We start from the raw sequence: 15122 nt of genomic DNA on the forward strand, positions 1-15122 counted from the left end.
TGTCTTACCCTCCTGTCTGTTGCGGGTGAAGATCTCTCGCCTGATTGGGGCAAAGGTTGCGGTTCTGAAAAGTCCTTGATGTCAATGGCGGGCAAGGTGATGCATTCCCGCGACAGCTGTGCCTGCAAGGGCGGGGTTAGGCGTCAGACCATGTCGGCAAGAGATCGCCCGCCTCGGCACGTGCGGCATGAACCCCGCGGGCAATGGCGCGCGCAAGGCTGGTTGCGGCCACAGCGCCGATATGCGCCAAAGTCGTGGCGCGGTCTTCCGGCAGATCGACGATCCCCGTTGAGAGGCCAAACACCAAATCGCCGTCGAAGGGCGTATGCGCCGGCACGATCGCACGGGCGATCCCGTCATGCGCCGCGACGGAGAGGCGGTAGCATTCCGCCTTGGTCAGCTTGGCATCCGTGGCGACAATGGCGATGGTTGTATTGGTTTGTTGCAGCGCGGCAATCTTGTGTCCAAAGGGCGCGCCACTGTGTCCTGAGCTCGGATCGGCACCGAGGCCGCCGAATTCGCCGCTTTGCTCAAAGGGGGCAGCCCAGAAATGTCGGGAGTTTTCGGGCGTCACCGACCCCACCGGGTTCACGGCGACAAGCGCGCCAACCGTGATCTCGCCCACGCGCGCCGAGGCCGACCCCAATCCGCCTTTCAATGTCCCCGTCAGGGCGCCGTAGCCTGCGCCTTCGGTGCCGATGTCGAATGTCGTCGCCGCATTGCGATAGGCCGCCTCGCCCAGCTCCCGATAGGGGTTCTGGGTCCAGTCTTTCTCGCCGCCATTCATCAAGTCGAACAGGATTGCACCGGGCACAATCGGAACGAACATCGTGCCCGCCTGAAAGCCGTGCCCGGCACGCCGCAGCGCCTCGGCAACCCCGCCACAGGCCTCCAGCCCAAAAGCAGACCCGCCCGACAGCACCAAAGCATCCACCCGATCCACCAATTTATCAGGGGCCAACAGGTCGGTCTCACGCGTCCCTGGTGCGCCGCCCATCACGCTGACGGAGGCCGTGAAAGGCGTGTCGGAGGTCAAAACGGTCACCCCCGATTTCAACGTCGGGGAGGCCGCATTTCCCACGAGAACCCCGCGCACATCGGTGATCAGATTCTGGTCGGGCGCATCCATCCTCATGTCCTTCCGAGACACTGCAATCGTTCAGATGTCCAGTATGGCCAGAATTTCGACAAGGTCACGACCCAAACGCGTCGCAGCCTTGCGCGCCCGACTGTTCAGCGCCCGTATTTTTTCAAAATGGCGTCGATTTCTGCGTCTTGCTCAGGGTTCGGCAAAAGCGCGGGCTGGCGCGAGGCGCCGACGGAGGGATCGCGCAGATAGAGTGCGCGTTTGACCAAAGCAGGCGGAAAACCCAATTTATACAGATCGGTGCGGAAGGCCGTATAGGTCTCCTGCGCCGCAGTTGCACCCGCCTCGTCGCCTGCGTTCACACAGGAGACGATCTGAGCCAGCACATCCGGCAACACATTGCCAAGCCCTGAAATACAGCCCTTGGCGCCATGGGTCAGCGCCCAATGCACCAATTGATCCGGGCCGGAGTAAACGTCGAAATCGTCCCTGTCGCGACCGACGGCCATATAGGCCTCAAGCGTGTCCTGCGCGCCGCCTGAATCCTTGATCCCGGCGATATTGCCATGCGCCGCCAGCACGCGGGCGGTCTCCGGTTCGATGTGGTTCTGGGTCCGCGCGGGGATGTCGTAGAGGTAGATCGGTGTCTCGACCGCATCCGCGACCGAGGTGAAATGCCGGATCAGCCCGTCTTGGGTGCAGGCGATGAAAAACGGTGTGATCACCGCAATCCCATCGACGCCGATCCGGTCGAATTCCCGGGCGAGAAGCGTGGTCTCATAGGTGGCGGGCATCCCGGCGTTGACGATGACTTTCGCCTTGCCCGCGACTTCGTCGACCACTTCGCCACACAGCCGGACTTTCTCGTCAAAGGTTAGCGCGGAGAAATCGCCATTCGTGCCTGCGCACATGATATTGTTGCCCGCCTCGATCTGGCGGCGGACCTGCGCGCGCGTGGCGTCATAGTTGAGGGTCTCGTCTGCGTTGAAACAGGTGACGAGCGCGACGAAGGCTTCTTTTTGTTTACGCATGGATCAGGTCCTTTTGGCGGCGGCCATTTTGGCCGCGTAATCGAGGGCGCAGAGCATGTTATCGTGCTTGGCGATGCCCTTACCTGCGATGTCGAAAGCGGTGCCGTGATCGACGGAACAGCGGTCAATCGGCAGGCCGAGCGACACATTCACCGCCGTGTCGAAGGCCACGAGCTTGATCGGGATGTGACCCTGGTCGTGGTACTGCGCGATGACGAGATCGAAAGCCCCCTGATAGGCGCGATGATACACCGTGTCCGCCGAAATCGGGCCCTGAACATTGATGCCTTCGGCGCGGGCCGCCTCGACAGCGGGCGCAATGTAGAGATCATCCTCCGTGCCGAACAACCCGTTCTCGCCGCAATGCGGATTGATCCCGGCGACGGCAATGCGTGGCGCCTCGAGACCCATGCGCTTGAGATGTTTGTGGCCGGTGCGGATGGTCTCCAGAACACGTTCGGGTTTGGCGCGTTCAATCGCATCCTTGAGCGACACATGGGTCGACACATGCACAACGTTCAAACGCTCGGAGGCCAGCAACATCCAGGAGGATTTCGACCCAGTCAGATGGGCGAGCATGCCGGTGTGGCCGTCGTAATGATGCCCTGCGGAGTTCAACGCTTCCTTGTTGATCGGCGCGGTCACGATACAGGAGGCTTTGCCTGCCATGGTCATCTCGACAGCACGCTCGATGTAGCGAAATGAGGCCTCGCCACAGGCCGGAGACAGAACGCCGAAGGCGCCGGGAAGTCCGTCGATCTCGACATGTGCGACGCGAATGCCGTCGCCGTCGTCCTCGGGCGACAGGATCGGAAGCGACACCCCGCAGACCTTCGCAGCGCGCTCCATCGTGTCCCGATCGCCGATGACGATGGTCTGAGCGCGCATGGCCGCGTCGCGGTCGGCAAGGGCCTTGATCGTCACTTCTGCGCCGACGCCGGAGGGGTCTCCCATCGTGATGACAACTGGTTCGCTCATGTTTTCGTCCTCCTCGGGGTGGCGATCTTGTGACAACAAGTAACCTATAGGTAAATATGTTTCAACAACTTGGAGATGGGTTAAGGAGTTTTTGATTTAAGTGTTTAAAAATATGTGGATTTCATTTTATTTCTTCATATATAATTGATAAAAACATGTTCAAAATTGGTAAAATATGAAGATGGAAGCGCTCATTGTGGCGGATGATTTGACCGGTGCGCTCGACTCAGCGGTCGGCTTTGCGGCCCTGGGGCGCCGGGTGGTCGTCGCGCGCAGTCCGGAGGCGGTGTCAGAGGCGCTCGCTTTGGTGCCAGATGTTCTGGCGGTGAACACTGCAAGCCGAGAGGTGGCGCCGGAGGTGGCGGCGGCGGCGGCGCGGGTGGTGTCCGCGCTGACCGGTTTGCATCCCGGATCTTTCAAAGCCGTCATGAAAAAAGTCGACTCGCGTCTCAAGGGCAATATCGCCGCGGAGACCGAGGCGATGGCGCAGTGGTTCGATGGCGCGCGCCTCGTCGCCTGTCCAGCGATTCCCGAGATGGGGCGCCGCGTCGAAGATGGAATGCTGGTCGGGGAGGGGGTCTCGGTTCCGCTGAATGTTGCGGGATGTTTCAAGATCCCTGTGGATGTGCCCGATTGTGCAAGTGACGCCGATCTGGACCGGCTTGTCGCAAATTCGGAGGGCAAGGTGCTCTGGGTTGGCGCGCGGGGTCTGTCTTTCGCGCTGGCGCGTCATGCCGGTGTCGCGGAGCCTGCTGTGGCAAGTCTGCGCGCCCCTCTGATGATCGCAAACGGATCGCGTGATCCGGTGACCTTAGCGCAGATCGCGGGTTTGCCGTCCGACGTGGCCGTGTTGGACGCGCCGGATGGTGAGGTGCGGAATGCCGACCTCACTGAGGGGTCTCTCGTGCTGTCGATCTCCGATGGCGGGGGCGGGTTATCAGGTCACGAGGCTGCGCGGCGTTTTGCCGAAAGTGTGGCGCGCTATGCGGAGCGTGCCCGGCCCGCGGCTCTGCTGGTCTGTGGTGGAGAATCTGCACAAGCCATACTGGACCGGCTGGGGGTAAACAGTTTACAAGTGACAGCCGAGTTGCGGCCGGGCCTGCCGTTGTGTGAGGTGCGGATGCCTTGGGGAAACATGCAGATCGTTACGAAGTCGGGCGGTTTCGGTGCGCCGGAGCTTTTGGCCGGACTTGTAAAAGATGTGTTGTAAAAGAAACGATGAGCCGTCGGTGAGGGCAATATGGACCAGCAAAACGTAGATAAGGCAAGCTCGCGCACGGCGCGCCCGCCGCTGTCCGAAAAGGTCTACACCGCGTTGAAGAACCGGATCACCCGTGGGGATTACGGCGCCAATGAAAAGCTTCCGGCGGAAAAGGATCTTTCCGGGCAATTCGGGGTGTCGCGCCCGGTGTTGCGCGTGGCGCTGGAGCAATTGCGCGAAGAAGGGTTGATCGTCTCTCGTCAGGGTGCGGGCAATTTCGTGCGGGTCAAACGTGAGCCTGCGCTCGGCTATACGCCGGTCGAGACCATCGCCGACATTCAGCGATGCTACGAATTCCGCCTGACGGTCGAGGTCGATGCCGCCGGGCTTGCTGCGCAACGCCGCAATGCTGAGGTGCTCGATGACATGGATCGCGCGCTCGATCTTTTGTCGGATGCGACCGGCTCGCGCCTGCACCGCGAAGATGCGGATTTCGCCTTTCACCTCGCGATCGCGCGGGCCTCGAACAACCAATATTACGCCGAAACCCTGAAGGCGCTGCGCGACCATATTTATGTCGGGATGAAAATGCACGGCGACGCGCTGATGTCCGATGGGGCGGCCGCGTTGGAGCATGTTCTGGGCGAGCATCGCGCCATCTATGAGGCGATCAAGGACCGCGACACAGAGCGCGCCCGCAGCGTCATGCGGGGGCATATCATTCACTCGCGGGAGCGTTTGTTTGGCGGGGGAATGCTCGATCTCTCGATGTGAGGTCTGGCGGATCAAATGACAGGCGCGCCCAGTGCGGGAGGCGCGCCTTTTTCGTGTCGTGGAAAGCTCTTAAAATGCGTCGCGGTAGAGGGCATGAACCTCATCGATGCTCATCTCGCGTGGGTTGTTGTCCATCAGGCGACGAATGGCGTGGGCTTCCTCTGCCCAAGTGCCAAGATCCCGTTCTTGTGCGCCATGCGCTTTGAGGTGCATTTCGATGCCAAGATCGCGGCAGAATTCGAAAGCCGCCGCTTTCAGCGCCCCCTGACTGCCGACATTGCGCAGCCCGAGCGCCTCGGCGACTTCAGAGGTCTTCTCGGGAGCAACAGGCTGGTTGAAGGCCAAGACATGCGGGAAGATGATCGCATTAGCCAATCCGTGCGGCAAGGACAGCCGCGTCCCGAGCGGATAGGCCAGCGCATGCCCTGCCGCCGTGTTCACGGGGCCAAGGCAGATGCCGCCATAATAGGAGGCCAACATCATTCCCGCGCGCGCTTCGCTGTCCGTGCCGTCCTCGACCGCGCGTTTGAGATATTTGCCGACAAGTCCGAACCCCATACGGGCGTAGCCGTCGATCAGGTCATGGGCGTTGACATTGGTAAAGGCCTCGACGCAATGCGCCATGGCGTCCACGCCGGTGGCTGCCGTCACGGCGGGCGGCACGGAATACGTCAGTTCCGGGTCGAGCACGGCGAGATCGGCAATGAGATGCGGGCTTTCCACCGCCAGTTTCGATTTTGTCTCCGGGTCGGTGATCAGCGCGCGGATGCCGGCCTCTGAGCCGGTGCCTGCGGTCGTGGCGATCTGGACCAGCGGCGTGTTGCGCCCGGCGACCTTGTTCGGGCCGACCACGTCTGTGAGCGTTTGGGTGCCGTCCCAAAGCGCGGCGACCAGTTTGGCGACATCGAGAACCGAGCCGCCGCCAAGTCCGACAATTAGGTCGGGTTCATGGGCGCGGGCCTGCTCCAGAACGGCGTTGAAGGACGCAAGGTCAGGCTCGGGCGGGACGTTGTCGATGATCAGAATATCGCCAGACAGGCCGAGGCGGTCGACATAGGTGGCGGTCGGACCAGAGGCGATCACAAGCGGGCGTTTGGAAAACTGCGCCCAATCGCCGACCTTTGCGGCCGCGCCAACGCCGATCTCAAGGCGTTTGGGTTGATGGAGGGTGATAAGGCGATCCATGGTCGACATGTTGCGCTCCTTTCAAACGGTTTGGGCTACGAGGTCGGCCACGGTCTCGGGGCTCAGGCGCACATGCCGGATGGCGCGGCGGTAGAGCGTATAGGCGATGTCCAGTCCGCCATCTGCGCGCGGCAAGAGGACAGGATAGGACAGTTCCTTGTTGTGCCCGTCGATAGAGTTGTTCGACAGGCAGGTGCCCGCGCTGGTCTCGACGGTGTAGCGCGTGGGGAACGTCTTGCCGCCATCTGCGGACAGGCAAAGCGTCAAAGGCGCGCGCTCGACACCCCAAATCGGGCGACATCCTTCGCCTTCGGGGCGGTCGTCCTCCTCTTCGAGCTCGTCATAAAGTGACGCGCGGCGGGACTGGGATTCGGCGGCGGAGATGGGGTTGCACACCATGCCGAGCACCTCGTCGGTCAGGCGGGCGACGCCGATGGAGCTGTTGTTGTTCGGCACATCCGTTGGGGCGGGCGCGCTCCAGCTTCGCCCGCCGTCCCGGCTTTCGGAGCGATGCACAAAGTCCGATTGGCGGCGGCGGTAAAAGGCCGCCATGTCGTCACCTTCCAGTGCGACGGGGGTCATGTGTACGGCGCCGGGCGAGTCGGGGACTTCCGTCACGGACCAGCTGTCACCGTCGTTCGTGCTCACCGCGATAGTGGCTGTGTCGAAGGCGCCGGTCCAGCGGATGCCGTCGCGCGGGTTGCAGCAAAACAGCGGAAGCACCCAGGCGCCATCGTCGCGCACGAAGGGGCGCGCGCGAATAAAAGTGCCATTCGGCAGGCCGATGTCGCGTTTCTCGCCAGAGGTCAGGCGGTCTCCCGCGCGTGTGATTGGACGCATGAAAACGCGCGATTCATCTTGGTTTCCAGCGGGTTGTGCTGTGTTGAAAAGCCAGATTCTGCCATTTGGGGCCGTGAACAAGACGGGGTTTTGTTCGGAGCGATCCGGGTCGTCGGTCAGCTTTGCCACGGGGCCCCATTGGGGGGCGCCTTCCTCCAGAATGGTCGCATAGATGGAGATGTCCGATTTGCCCTCAAGCGTGCCGCCGAACCAAGCGCAGGCCAGTGCACCATCGGGCAGGCGCGCCAGAAAAGCCGCATGATTCTGAATCGTCTCCGCCGGGAGAATCGCCCACTGGCTATCGGTGTGGCCATCGGGGCGCGATGACAGCAATCCGTTCATGTTTTCAGCGATTTCTTCCGGCGTCATGCGGGTCTCCTCCCCTTGTGGTCTGAATGACAAGTGACCAGATTAATGTACAACTTGTCAAGTTGTGAAAGTATTTTGCACTGTTGTGAGGGGCTTGGGTTGAGTTGAGTATTTATAAATACAATTTAAAAACAAATAATTAAATGAAATTTTAGGTCGGGCAAAATTGGGGGTTTGACTTTAGTTTTCAACTTTACCAATAATGGGGGTGCGCAGAGGCCGCGGGAGGCGGTGACGCATTGAATTGCGGGCTGCGCCCATAAGAGAGCGTGGAGGCGCTCGGGAGTTGAGAAAGCAATCTGCTTTCAGGGAGGAAATATGAAACAGTCTACACTTCTTGCCGGGGTGCTACTGGCGACGTCGGCGTTAAGCCCGGCTTTCGCGCAGGAGGCCAATGTGACCATCGTGCTCGGCGAAGAGCCCGATCTCGTCGAGCCCTGCATGGCGACGCGCTCCAATATCGGCCGCATCGTGCTTGGCAACATCAGTGAAACCCTGACCGAGCTTGACGTGCGCGGCGATGAGGGGCTCAAACCGCGGTTGGCGGAAAGCTGGGAGATGGTGGATGACACCACCTGGCGGTTCCACCTGCGCGAGGGCGTGACTTTCTCCGATGGCACGGCTTTCGATGCCGCCGATGTGAAGCATTCTTTCGAACGTGCGGGCAGCGATCAGATCACCTGCGAAATCTCGCGCTACTACGAAGGCATCGACATCACGCCGAGCGTGGTGGACGATCTGACCATCGACTTTAAAACCGATCCGGCTCAGCCGATCCTGCCGCTTTTGTTGTCCTTGCTGACCATCGTGCCGTCCGAGACGCCGATTGAATTCACCCGTGAGCCGGTGGGCACAGGCCCCTATGTCCTGTCCGATTGGGAGCCGGGGCAGAGCATCACGCTTGAGCGCCGCGAGGATTACTGGGGCGAACAGCCCGCAGTGACCAAAGCGACCTATGCCTTCCGCACCGATCCGTCCGTGCGCGCCGCAATGGTGGCGACGGGAGAGGCCGATATCGCGCCCTCGATTTCGGCGATTGATGCGACCACCGACATGGATATGGCCTATCCGAACTCGGAGACCACCTATCTCAGGGTCGACAGCTCCATGGCGCCCTTGAACGACATCCGCGTGCGCAAGGCGTTGAACCTCGCCATCGACCGCGAGGCCTTTATCGGCACCATTCTGGCCGAGGGCACGCAGGTGGCCACCGCGATCAACGTGCCGACCACGCTGGGCTGGAACCCGGACACAAAGGCCTGGGACTATGATGTCGATGCGGCCAAGGCGCTTTTGGAGGAGGCCAAGGCCGATGGCGTGCCGGTGGACACTGAAATCCTGCTGGTCGGTCGCACGGGCAACTTCCCCGGCGCGACGGAGACCTATGAGGCGATCCAGTCGATGCTCTCCGAGGCCGGGTTCAATGTCCGCCTGCAAATGGTCGAAGTGGCTGAGCACGAGCAATATTACTCGAAGCCCTATGTGCAGGATCAGCCGGTCCTCGTGGGGGCGCAGCACGACAACTCGCGTGGCGATCCGGTGTTCTCGATGTATTTCAAGTATCACTCCGATGGCCGCCAGTCCGGCATTGACGACAGCCATGTCGATGAGCTGATCGAACAGGCGACCGCCGCCACGGGCGATGAACGCGAGGCGCTTTGGTCGGACCTCTTCGGGTATCTGCATGACGAGGTCGTGGCAGACGTCCTGTTGTTCCACATGGTGGGCCACGCCCGCGTGGGTGAAGCTGTTGATTTCACCCCGACCATCGCGACCAACAGCCAGCTTCAACTTGCCGAAATCGGTGTGAAGTAAGCCCTGCCTCCCGAGACACGCATGGGGCGTTTCCCTCATGCGTGTCTCACGTTGAAGACGGAGAGACACATGAAAAAGATGCTGGGAAAACGGGCGCTGTCGAGCTTTGTCTCGCTGATGGTCCTGATCGTCCTCGTGTTCTTCCTGTCGCGCCTGACAGGCGATCCGGCCGCGCTTTATCTGCCGGTCGATGCCTCTGAGGCGATGCGGGAGAATTTCCGGGAAATCCACGGGTTGAACGATCCGGTTCTCGTCCAGTTCGGCCGATACCTCTCTGATCTTGTCCAGCTTGATTTCGGAGAAAGCCTGCGCAAGGCACGCCCCGCCATCGAGGTGGTGCTCGAAGCCTTCGTCTGGACGCTGCAACTGGCGGTGATCACCATGGCGCTCGTGACGGTGGCCGCGATCATCGTCGGCTCCATTGCCGCCTTTAAGGTCGGGCGGCCTTTCGATCGCTTTGCCTCCGTGCTGTCTCTGATCGGAGCCTCTGCGCCGGATTTCTGGATCGCCATCGTCGGCATCGTTCTTTTTTCTGTCACTTTCGGCTGGCTGCCGACCTCGGGGACCGGATCGGTCTGGCACTGGATTTTGCCGATTTCCGTGCTGTTTATTCGCCCCTTCGGTCTCATTTTGCAGGTCGTGCGCGGGTCGATGATCAATGCGCTGGGCGCGCCCTATGTCAAAACCGCGCGCGCCAAGGGGGTCAAGAACCGCCCTGTGATTTTCGTCCACACGCTGCGCAACGCCATGTTGCCGGTCATAACCGTGATCGGGGATCAGGCGGCGGCGCTTTTGAATGGCGCGGTCGTGGTGGAGACGATTTTCGGATTTCCCGGTGTCGGCAAGCTGATGATCGACTCGATCCTTCAGCGCGACTTTAACGTGATCCTTGCGGCCATCATGGTGACGGCCATCGCGATCTTTATCATGAATATCCTGATCGACATCGCCTATGCGCTGCTCGATCCGCGTATTCGGGCTTGAGGAGGGACGCATGAGCGAGACCACCACCGATACTGCCACCGATGCCGCCAAGACCCCTTCCGTCACGGCAACCACCGGGGCGACCGGCCTGCGCCGCATTTTGCGCATGCTTTGGGCCGATAAGCTGGCCTTTATGGCGATGCTCTTTCTGCTCGTCGTGCTTCTGGGCGCTCTCTTTGGTCCGATGTCTCTCGAAGAGATGACGACGAAAACCAACCTGCGGGCGCGCAATGCGCCGCCCTTCGATCTGTCGCGTGGATTTTTCTATATCCTCGGCGGGGATGCTTTGGGGCGTCCGCTGTTGGCACGGATCATCGTCGCCTCGCAAAACACCATGGTGATTGCGGCGGGGGCGGTGCTTGGGTCTCTGACGGTCGGCGCGACTTTGGGGCTGATCGCGGGCTATGCCGGGCGTTGGACCGGCGAAGTCATCATGCGTCTGGCGGACGTGATCATGTCCTTTCCCTCGCTCCTGCTGGCCGTCATCGTGCTCTATATGCTGGAGCCTTCTATCGGGAACCTCGTGCTTGTCTTGGCGATCACACGCATCCCGATCTACCTGCGGACGACCCGTGCCGAAGTGCTCGAAGTCCGGGAACGGATGTTCGTACAAGCCGCCAAGGTCATGGGCGCGTCGAACCGCCGCATCATTTTCAAACACATCCTGCCGGTGATCTTGCCCACGCTTCTGACCATCGCGACGCTCGATTTTGCCTTTGTCATGCTGGCAGAATCCGCGCTCTCCTTCCTCGGGATCGGTATTCAGGCCCCCGAGATCACATGGGGTCTCATGGTGAGCCAAGGCCGTCAGTATCTCACCAACGCGTGGTGGCTGGCCTTCTGGCCGGGTCTGGCGATCATTCTGACCACTATGTCCCTAAACCTACTGTCGAGCTGGATGCGCGTCGCGCTCAATCCGACCCAGCGCTGGCGTCTTGAAATCGGAGGGAAAAAGAATGGCTGATCATCTTCTTGAAGTCCGTGATCTTTCCGTCCGGTTTCACACCGTCAACGGCATGGTCAACGCGGTGAACGGCATTTCCTGGTATCTCGACCGCGGCGAAACCCTCGCGATCTTGGGTGAAAGCGGGTCGGGCAAATCGGTCTCGGCCTCTGCGATCATGAACTTGATCGACATGCCGCCGGGCGAGATCACCAGCGGCGAAATTCTCTTCGACGGAATGGACTTGCTGAAAGCGTCTGACGAAGACCGCCGTCGCCTCAACGGGAAACGGATTTCGATGATTTTCCAAGACCCTCTGGGCCACCTCAATCCGGTCTATCCGGTCGGCTGGCAAATCGCGGAAACCGCGATGGCGCACGGGCGGTCTAAGACTGAGGCCTACGCGCGTGCGCTGCAACTGATGGAACGGGTCGGCATCCCGAACGCCAAGGAGTCGATGGGCAAATACCCGCATGAATTTTCCGGCGGGCAACGTCAACGCCTGATGATCGCCATGGCTCTCGTGCTCAAACCCGACATTCTCATCGCGGATGAACCGACCACGGCGCTCGATGTGACGGTGCAGGCCGAGGTTCTGTCGCTGTTGGAAGAATTGCAGGCAGAGACCGGCATGGGGCTTTTGCTCATCACCCACGATCTGGGCGTGGTGGCCGAGGCCGCCGACCGTGCGGTGGTGATGGAAGGCGGGCGGATCGTCGAGAGCGGCACGCCGCGCGATCTCTATCACAATGCGCAGCACCCCTACACGCGCAAGCTTTTGGCCGCTGCTCCCGGCAAGGGCGCGATGCGCGACCATGATCAGGGCAAAACGCCGATCCTTGAGGTGCGAGGGTTGAAGAAAACCTATGGGGCCTTCGATGCCCTGAAGGGCGCGGAGTTCGACCTGCATGCCGGTGAAACTCTGGCCGTGGTGGGCGAATCCGGTTCCGGGAAATCCACAATCGCGCGGCTGATGTTGCGTTTGGAGGAGGCCTCGGGCGGCACCGTGATGTGGAAAGGCGAGGATATTCTCACGAAATCCCCGAAAGAGATGGGCAAGCTGCGGCGTCAGTTGCAGATGGTGTTCCAAGACCCCACCCAATCGCTCAATCCGCATATGTCGGTGTACGACATTATTTCCGAGGCTTGGGTGATCCATCCCGACATCCTGCCGAAGGCGAAATGGCGGGCGCGCGTCGAGGAGCTTTTGGAACAGGTTGGGCTTCAGGCTGATCACGCGCTGCGCTATCCGCATCAATTCTCCGGCGGCCAACGTCAGAGGATCGCGATTGCGCGGGCCTTGGCGCTCGAACCCGATCTGATCATCTGCGACGAGGCGGTCTCCGCGCTCGACGTGTCCATTCAGGCGCAGGTGATCGCGCTTTTGGGCGAGCTGCGCGACCGCCTTGGCATTGCGTTTATCTTCATCGCTCATGACCTGCCGGTGGTGCGCGATTTCGCGGATCGCGTGCTTGTCATGAAGCGCGGGGAGATCGTCGAACAGGGCACCGTGCGGCAGATTTTCGAAGCGCCCAAACAAGGATACACGCAACGGCTTTTGGCCGCAGGTCTCGATTCCGACCCGGACGTCCAGGCCGACCGCCGCGCCGCGCGTCTGGCGCTTGGCTGAGGCTGATCTTGTGGCGCGGGATGGCACAGGACACCGCCGCGCGCCAACCGGATTTCCAAGGAGGAGAAATTTCAATGACACGACATATCGTGAGGCAAAGGCTGACATGGAAAACTCTGTCCAACTGTGGGCGACTGGCGCTGATCGCAGCCCTTTTCGGGGTCACAGGCCTTAGGGCTGAAGCCGACATCATTGACATCACCCCCGAATATGCTGCGCGTCTGCCGGTCGATTTCCTGCCTCAAATCCAGTTCGCGCAAAACGATCACGGTTTCAAGCGCGACGCACTCTATTTCCATTTGCTGCGCCCGGTGACACATGCGCCCACGCCGGTGATTGTCTTCGTGTTAGGAAGCGGTTGGCAACCGGTCGAGGTCAGCCGTGTGTTGCCGCAACTCGTGCCGCTCGCCGAGGCGGGTTTCGCCGTGGCGGCAGTTGACTATCGCGGCATTGGCGAGGTCACATTCCCCACGCCACAGGAGGACGTGAAGCGCGCGATCCGGTATATTCGCGCCCATGCTGAAACCTGGAACATCGATCCCGAGGCCATCGGCATCATGGGCAATTCCGCAGGTGGGCATATCTCGCTTCTGGCGGGGCTGAGCGACGAGACGGCCTTTGGCGCCGGTGCCGAGGGGGAGACCGCTGCCGTGCAGGCCATCGCCGCGATCTATCCTGCGATTTATCCCGACGAAATGGCAGGCGACGGCCTGAGCCTCATCAATCAGCATTTCGGTCTGATGGCGGGCGACCCGGCCAATGCAGACGCGGTGGCGCCCGGTTTGCCCGCAACCCATGTCGATGCAGGCGATCCGCCGGTTCTGCTGATCCATGGGACGGCCGACGCCATCGTGCCGGTCACGCAAAGCGAACGTTTCTACGACACGCTGACCGACGCGGGCGTTGATGCCACCCTTCTGCGGGTCGCAGGGCTGGGGCACTCGATCGAGGACACGATGACCACGCTGCAGATTGAACAGGGGCTGATTGATTTCTTCACCCGAACCCTGCGCACCACTGACTGAAATTTACTTTGGCTGCGACGGATGTGCCGTCGCAGCTCCTGCCGAGGGAGCCCTTCATGACAAACGCTTTGCACTACTTCAAATGGGCCTTCCTGGTCACGTTTATCGGTTTGGTCGGTAGCTTCTGGCTTGGCTGGCGCTATGACGGAACGCTGTCATCGGCTTTGTCGTTCCTGATGATCGGCGCCGTGCTGGCCGTTCTGGAAATCTCCCTGTCCTTCGACAATGCCATCGTCAACGCAAACAAACTCAAGACCATGACGCCGGTCTGGCGGCAGCGGTTTCTGACCTGGGGCATCCTGATCGCTGTCTTCGGGATGCGGATCATCTTTCCCCTGGCCATCGTCGCCATCGCCGCGCGGGTCGGGCCGGTCGAGGCCCTGCGCCTGTCGATCAGCGAGCCGCAGGAATATGCGCGCATCATGGACGAGAGCCACCTCTCCATCGCAGCCTTTGGAGGCGCGTTTCTGGGTATGGTGGCGTTGTCGTTCTTCATGGACGAGGCCAAGGAAATCGACTGGATCTGCCGGATCGAACGCAAATTGCGCTCCATGGGGACGATCAAGGGCGTGACCTATGGCACGGTGCTTTTGCTGGTTCTGGGGTTCGGACTGTTTCTGGGCACGGACGAACAGGCGACGTTCTTCAAAGCTGCGATCATGGGGCTTGTGGTCTTCATGTGCGTCGAGACGCTGAGCCATGTTTTGGATGCCGAAGCCGAAATTCAAAGCGCCGCACGTGCAGGCGGTCTGGGCGCCTTTCTCTATCTCGAAGTGCTCGATGCCTCCTTCAGCTTCGATGGCGTGATCGGCGCCTTCGCTCTGACCAACAACCTGTTTCTGATCGCCATCGGCCTCGGCATCGGTGCGATGTATGTGCGCTCGATGACGATCATGCTGGTGGAAAAGGAAACCCTCAACGAGTTCCGCTTTCTCGAACACGGCGCCTTCTATTCCATCCTCGCGCTCGCGGTCATCATGTTCGCGCAAAGCCTCGTGCATATCTCCGAGGTCGTCACCGGCCTTCTGGGGGCGACGATCATCGCGCTGTCTTTCGTGTCCTCGCTGCGCTTCAACCGTCGCGCAAATATGTGATCGGCTGCGTCATGCGGCCTCGTCCCGCATGACGTGTCACATCTGAGAACCATCGCTGTGCAAGCGCGAACCATCTAAATATGCGTGGGCCTTGCTTTCGCATATTTAGATGATACATCATCAAATGATTAATCACCAATAATCGACGACTCGTGCCGAAATGGTT

Annotated in this window: 13 protein-coding genes; 8 read left to right on the forward strand and 5 right to left on the reverse strand. The window is 60.7% G+C overall.

Annotation, left to right across the window (positions count from 1 at the left end):
- Positions 1 to 136: 136 nt before the first annotated feature.
- The 3 genes from ACN0X0_RS14530 to pdxA all read right to left on the reverse strand — a co-directional run bounded on the left by ACN0X0_RS14530 (position 137) and on the right by pdxA (position 3096).
- Positions 137 to 1129, reverse strand: a complete 993-nt coding sequence (locus tag ACN0X0_RS14530; RefSeq protein WP_417279729.1) for a P1 family peptidase — start codon at positions 1127 to 1129, stop codon at positions 137 to 139.
- A gap of 104 nt (positions 1130 to 1233) precedes the next feature.
- Entirely contained in the window at positions 1234 to 2118 is an 885-nt protein-coding gene (locus tag ACN0X0_RS14535) for a dihydrodipicolinate synthase family protein (RefSeq protein WP_417279730.1), read from the reverse strand.
- A 3-nt stretch (positions 2119 to 2121) separates the two neighbouring features.
- On the reverse strand, positions 2122 to 3096 hold the full coding sequence (pdxA, locus tag ACN0X0_RS14540; protein WP_417279731.1) for a 4-hydroxythreonine-4-phosphate dehydrogenase PdxA: 975 nt from the start codon (positions 3094 to 3096) through the stop codon (positions 2122 to 2124).
- A gap of 181 nt (positions 3097 to 3277) precedes the next feature.
- Between pdxA and ACN0X0_RS14545 the strand changes: the two genes are divergently transcribed.
- Together ACN0X0_RS14545 and ACN0X0_RS14550 are read left to right on the forward strand one after the other, a co-directional pair.
- The gene (locus tag ACN0X0_RS14545; protein WP_417279732.1) at positions 3278 to 4306 is read left to right on the forward strand and encodes a four-carbon acid sugar kinase family protein; all 1029 of its coding nucleotides are present in this window, start codon (positions 3278 to 3280) and stop codon (positions 4304 to 4306) included.
- Between the two features lie 30 nt (positions 4307 to 4336).
- Positions 4337 to 5071, forward strand: coding sequence for a FadR/GntR family transcriptional regulator (locus ACN0X0_RS14550; protein ID WP_417279733.1), 735 nt, complete (start codon positions 4337 to 4339; stop codon positions 5069 to 5071).
- A gap of 69 nt (positions 5072 to 5140) precedes the next feature.
- Here ACN0X0_RS14550 and ACN0X0_RS14555 read toward each other — a convergent pair whose 3' ends face one another.
- Together ACN0X0_RS14555 and ACN0X0_RS14560 are read right to left on the reverse strand one after the other, a co-directional pair.
- Positions 5141 to 6265 (reverse strand): iron-containing alcohol dehydrogenase, encoded by a 1125-nt coding sequence (locus ACN0X0_RS14555; RefSeq protein ID WP_417279734.1) that lies wholly within the window; start codon positions 6263 to 6265, stop codon positions 5141 to 5143.
- Between the two features lie 12 nt (positions 6266 to 6277).
- Entirely contained in the window at positions 6278 to 7465 is a 1188-nt protein-coding gene (locus ACN0X0_RS14560; protein ID WP_417279735.1) for a sialidase family protein, read from the reverse strand.
- Between the two features lie 318 nt (positions 7466 to 7783).
- Here ACN0X0_RS14560 and ACN0X0_RS14565 point away from each other — a divergent pair, with 318 nt between their 5' ends.
- From ACN0X0_RS14565 to ACN0X0_RS14590, 6 genes are all read left to right on the forward strand, one after another.
- Complete coding sequence (locus ACN0X0_RS14565) at positions 7784 to 9280, forward strand: ABC transporter substrate-binding protein (RefSeq protein ID WP_417279736.1); 1497 nt, start codon at positions 7784 to 7786, stop codon at positions 9278 to 9280.
- 69 nt (positions 9281 to 9349) lie between these two features.
- Positions 9350 to 10264 carry an ABC transporter permease gene (locus ACN0X0_RS14570; protein WP_417262896.1) on the forward strand — a complete coding sequence of 305 codons (915 nt, stop codon included), beginning with the start codon at positions 9350 to 9352 and terminating at the stop codon, positions 10262 to 10264.
- Positions 10265 to 10274: 10 nt separating this feature from the next.
- Positions 10275 to 11228 carry an ABC transporter permease gene (locus tag ACN0X0_RS14575; protein WP_417279737.1) on the forward strand — a complete coding sequence of 318 codons (954 nt, stop codon included), beginning with the start codon at positions 10275 to 10277 and terminating at the stop codon, positions 11226 to 11228.
- Positions 11221 to 12837 carry an ABC transporter ATP-binding protein gene (locus ACN0X0_RS14580; RefSeq protein ID WP_417279738.1) on the forward strand — a complete coding sequence of 539 codons (1617 nt, stop codon included), beginning with the start codon at positions 11221 to 11223 and terminating at the stop codon, positions 12835 to 12837. Before ACN0X0_RS14575 ends, ACN0X0_RS14580 begins: the two co-directional genes overlap by 8 nt.
- A gap of 74 nt (positions 12838 to 12911) precedes the next feature.
- Complete coding sequence (locus ACN0X0_RS14585) at positions 12912 to 13862, forward strand: alpha/beta fold hydrolase (protein WP_417279739.1); 951 nt, start codon at positions 12912 to 12914, stop codon at positions 13860 to 13862.
- Between the two features lie 56 nt (positions 13863 to 13918).
- Positions 13919 to 14956 carry a DUF475 domain-containing protein gene (locus tag ACN0X0_RS14590; RefSeq protein WP_417279740.1) on the forward strand — a complete coding sequence of 346 codons (1038 nt, stop codon included), beginning with the start codon at positions 13919 to 13921 and terminating at the stop codon, positions 14954 to 14956.
- The last annotated feature ends 166 nt before the right edge of the window (positions 14957 to 15122 follow it).

The organism is Celeribacter sp., from assembly GCF_048270365.1.
GTDB lineage: Bacteria > Pseudomonadota > Alphaproteobacteria > Rhodobacterales > Rhodobacteraceae > Celeribacter.

Bases quoted from the DNA above. Each gene is read 5' to 3' on its own strand.
- ACN0X0_RS14530 (WP_417279729.1), bottom strand. From the start codon at position 1,129: ATGGATGCGCCCGACCAGAATCTGATCACCGATGTGCGCGGGGTTCTC.
- ACN0X0_RS14535 (WP_417279730.1), bottom strand. From the start codon at position 2,118: ATGCGTAAACAAAAAGAAGCCTTCGTCGCGCTCGTCACCTGTTTCAAC.
- pdxA (WP_417279731.1), bottom strand. From the start codon at position 3,096: ATGAGCGAACCAGTTGTCATCACGATGGGAGACCCCTCCGGCGTCGGC.
- ACN0X0_RS14545 (WP_417279732.1), top strand. From the start codon at position 3,278: ATGGAAGCGCTCATTGTGGCGGATGATTTGACCGGTGCGCTCGACTCA.
- ACN0X0_RS14550 (WP_417279733.1), top strand. From the start codon at position 4,337: ATGGACCAGCAAAACGTAGATAAGGCAAGCTCGCGCACGGCGCGCCCG.
- ACN0X0_RS14555 (WP_417279734.1), bottom strand. From the start codon at position 6,265: ATGTCGACCATGGATCGCCTTATCACCCTCCATCAACCCAAACGCCTT.
- ACN0X0_RS14560 (WP_417279735.1), bottom strand. From the start codon at position 7,465: ATGACGCCGGAAGAAATCGCTGAAAACATGAACGGATTGCTGTCATCG.
- ACN0X0_RS14565 (WP_417279736.1), top strand. From the start codon at position 7,784: ATGAAACAGTCTACACTTCTTGCCGGGGTGCTACTGGCGACGTCGGCG.
- ACN0X0_RS14570 (WP_417262896.1), top strand. From the start codon at position 9,350: ATGAAAAAGATGCTGGGAAAACGGGCGCTGTCGAGCTTTGTCTCGCTG.
- ACN0X0_RS14575 (WP_417279737.1), top strand. From the start codon at position 10,275: ATGAGCGAGACCACCACCGATACTGCCACCGATGCCGCCAAGACCCCT.
- ACN0X0_RS14580 (WP_417279738.1), top strand. From the start codon at position 11,221: ATGGCTGATCATCTTCTTGAAGTCCGTGATCTTTCCGTCCGGTTTCAC.
- ACN0X0_RS14585 (WP_417279739.1), top strand. From the start codon at position 12,912: ATGACACGACATATCGTGAGGCAAAGGCTGACATGGAAAACTCTGTCC.
- ACN0X0_RS14590 (WP_417279740.1), top strand. From the start codon at position 13,919: ATGACAAACGCTTTGCACTACTTCAAATGGGCCTTCCTGGTCACGTTT.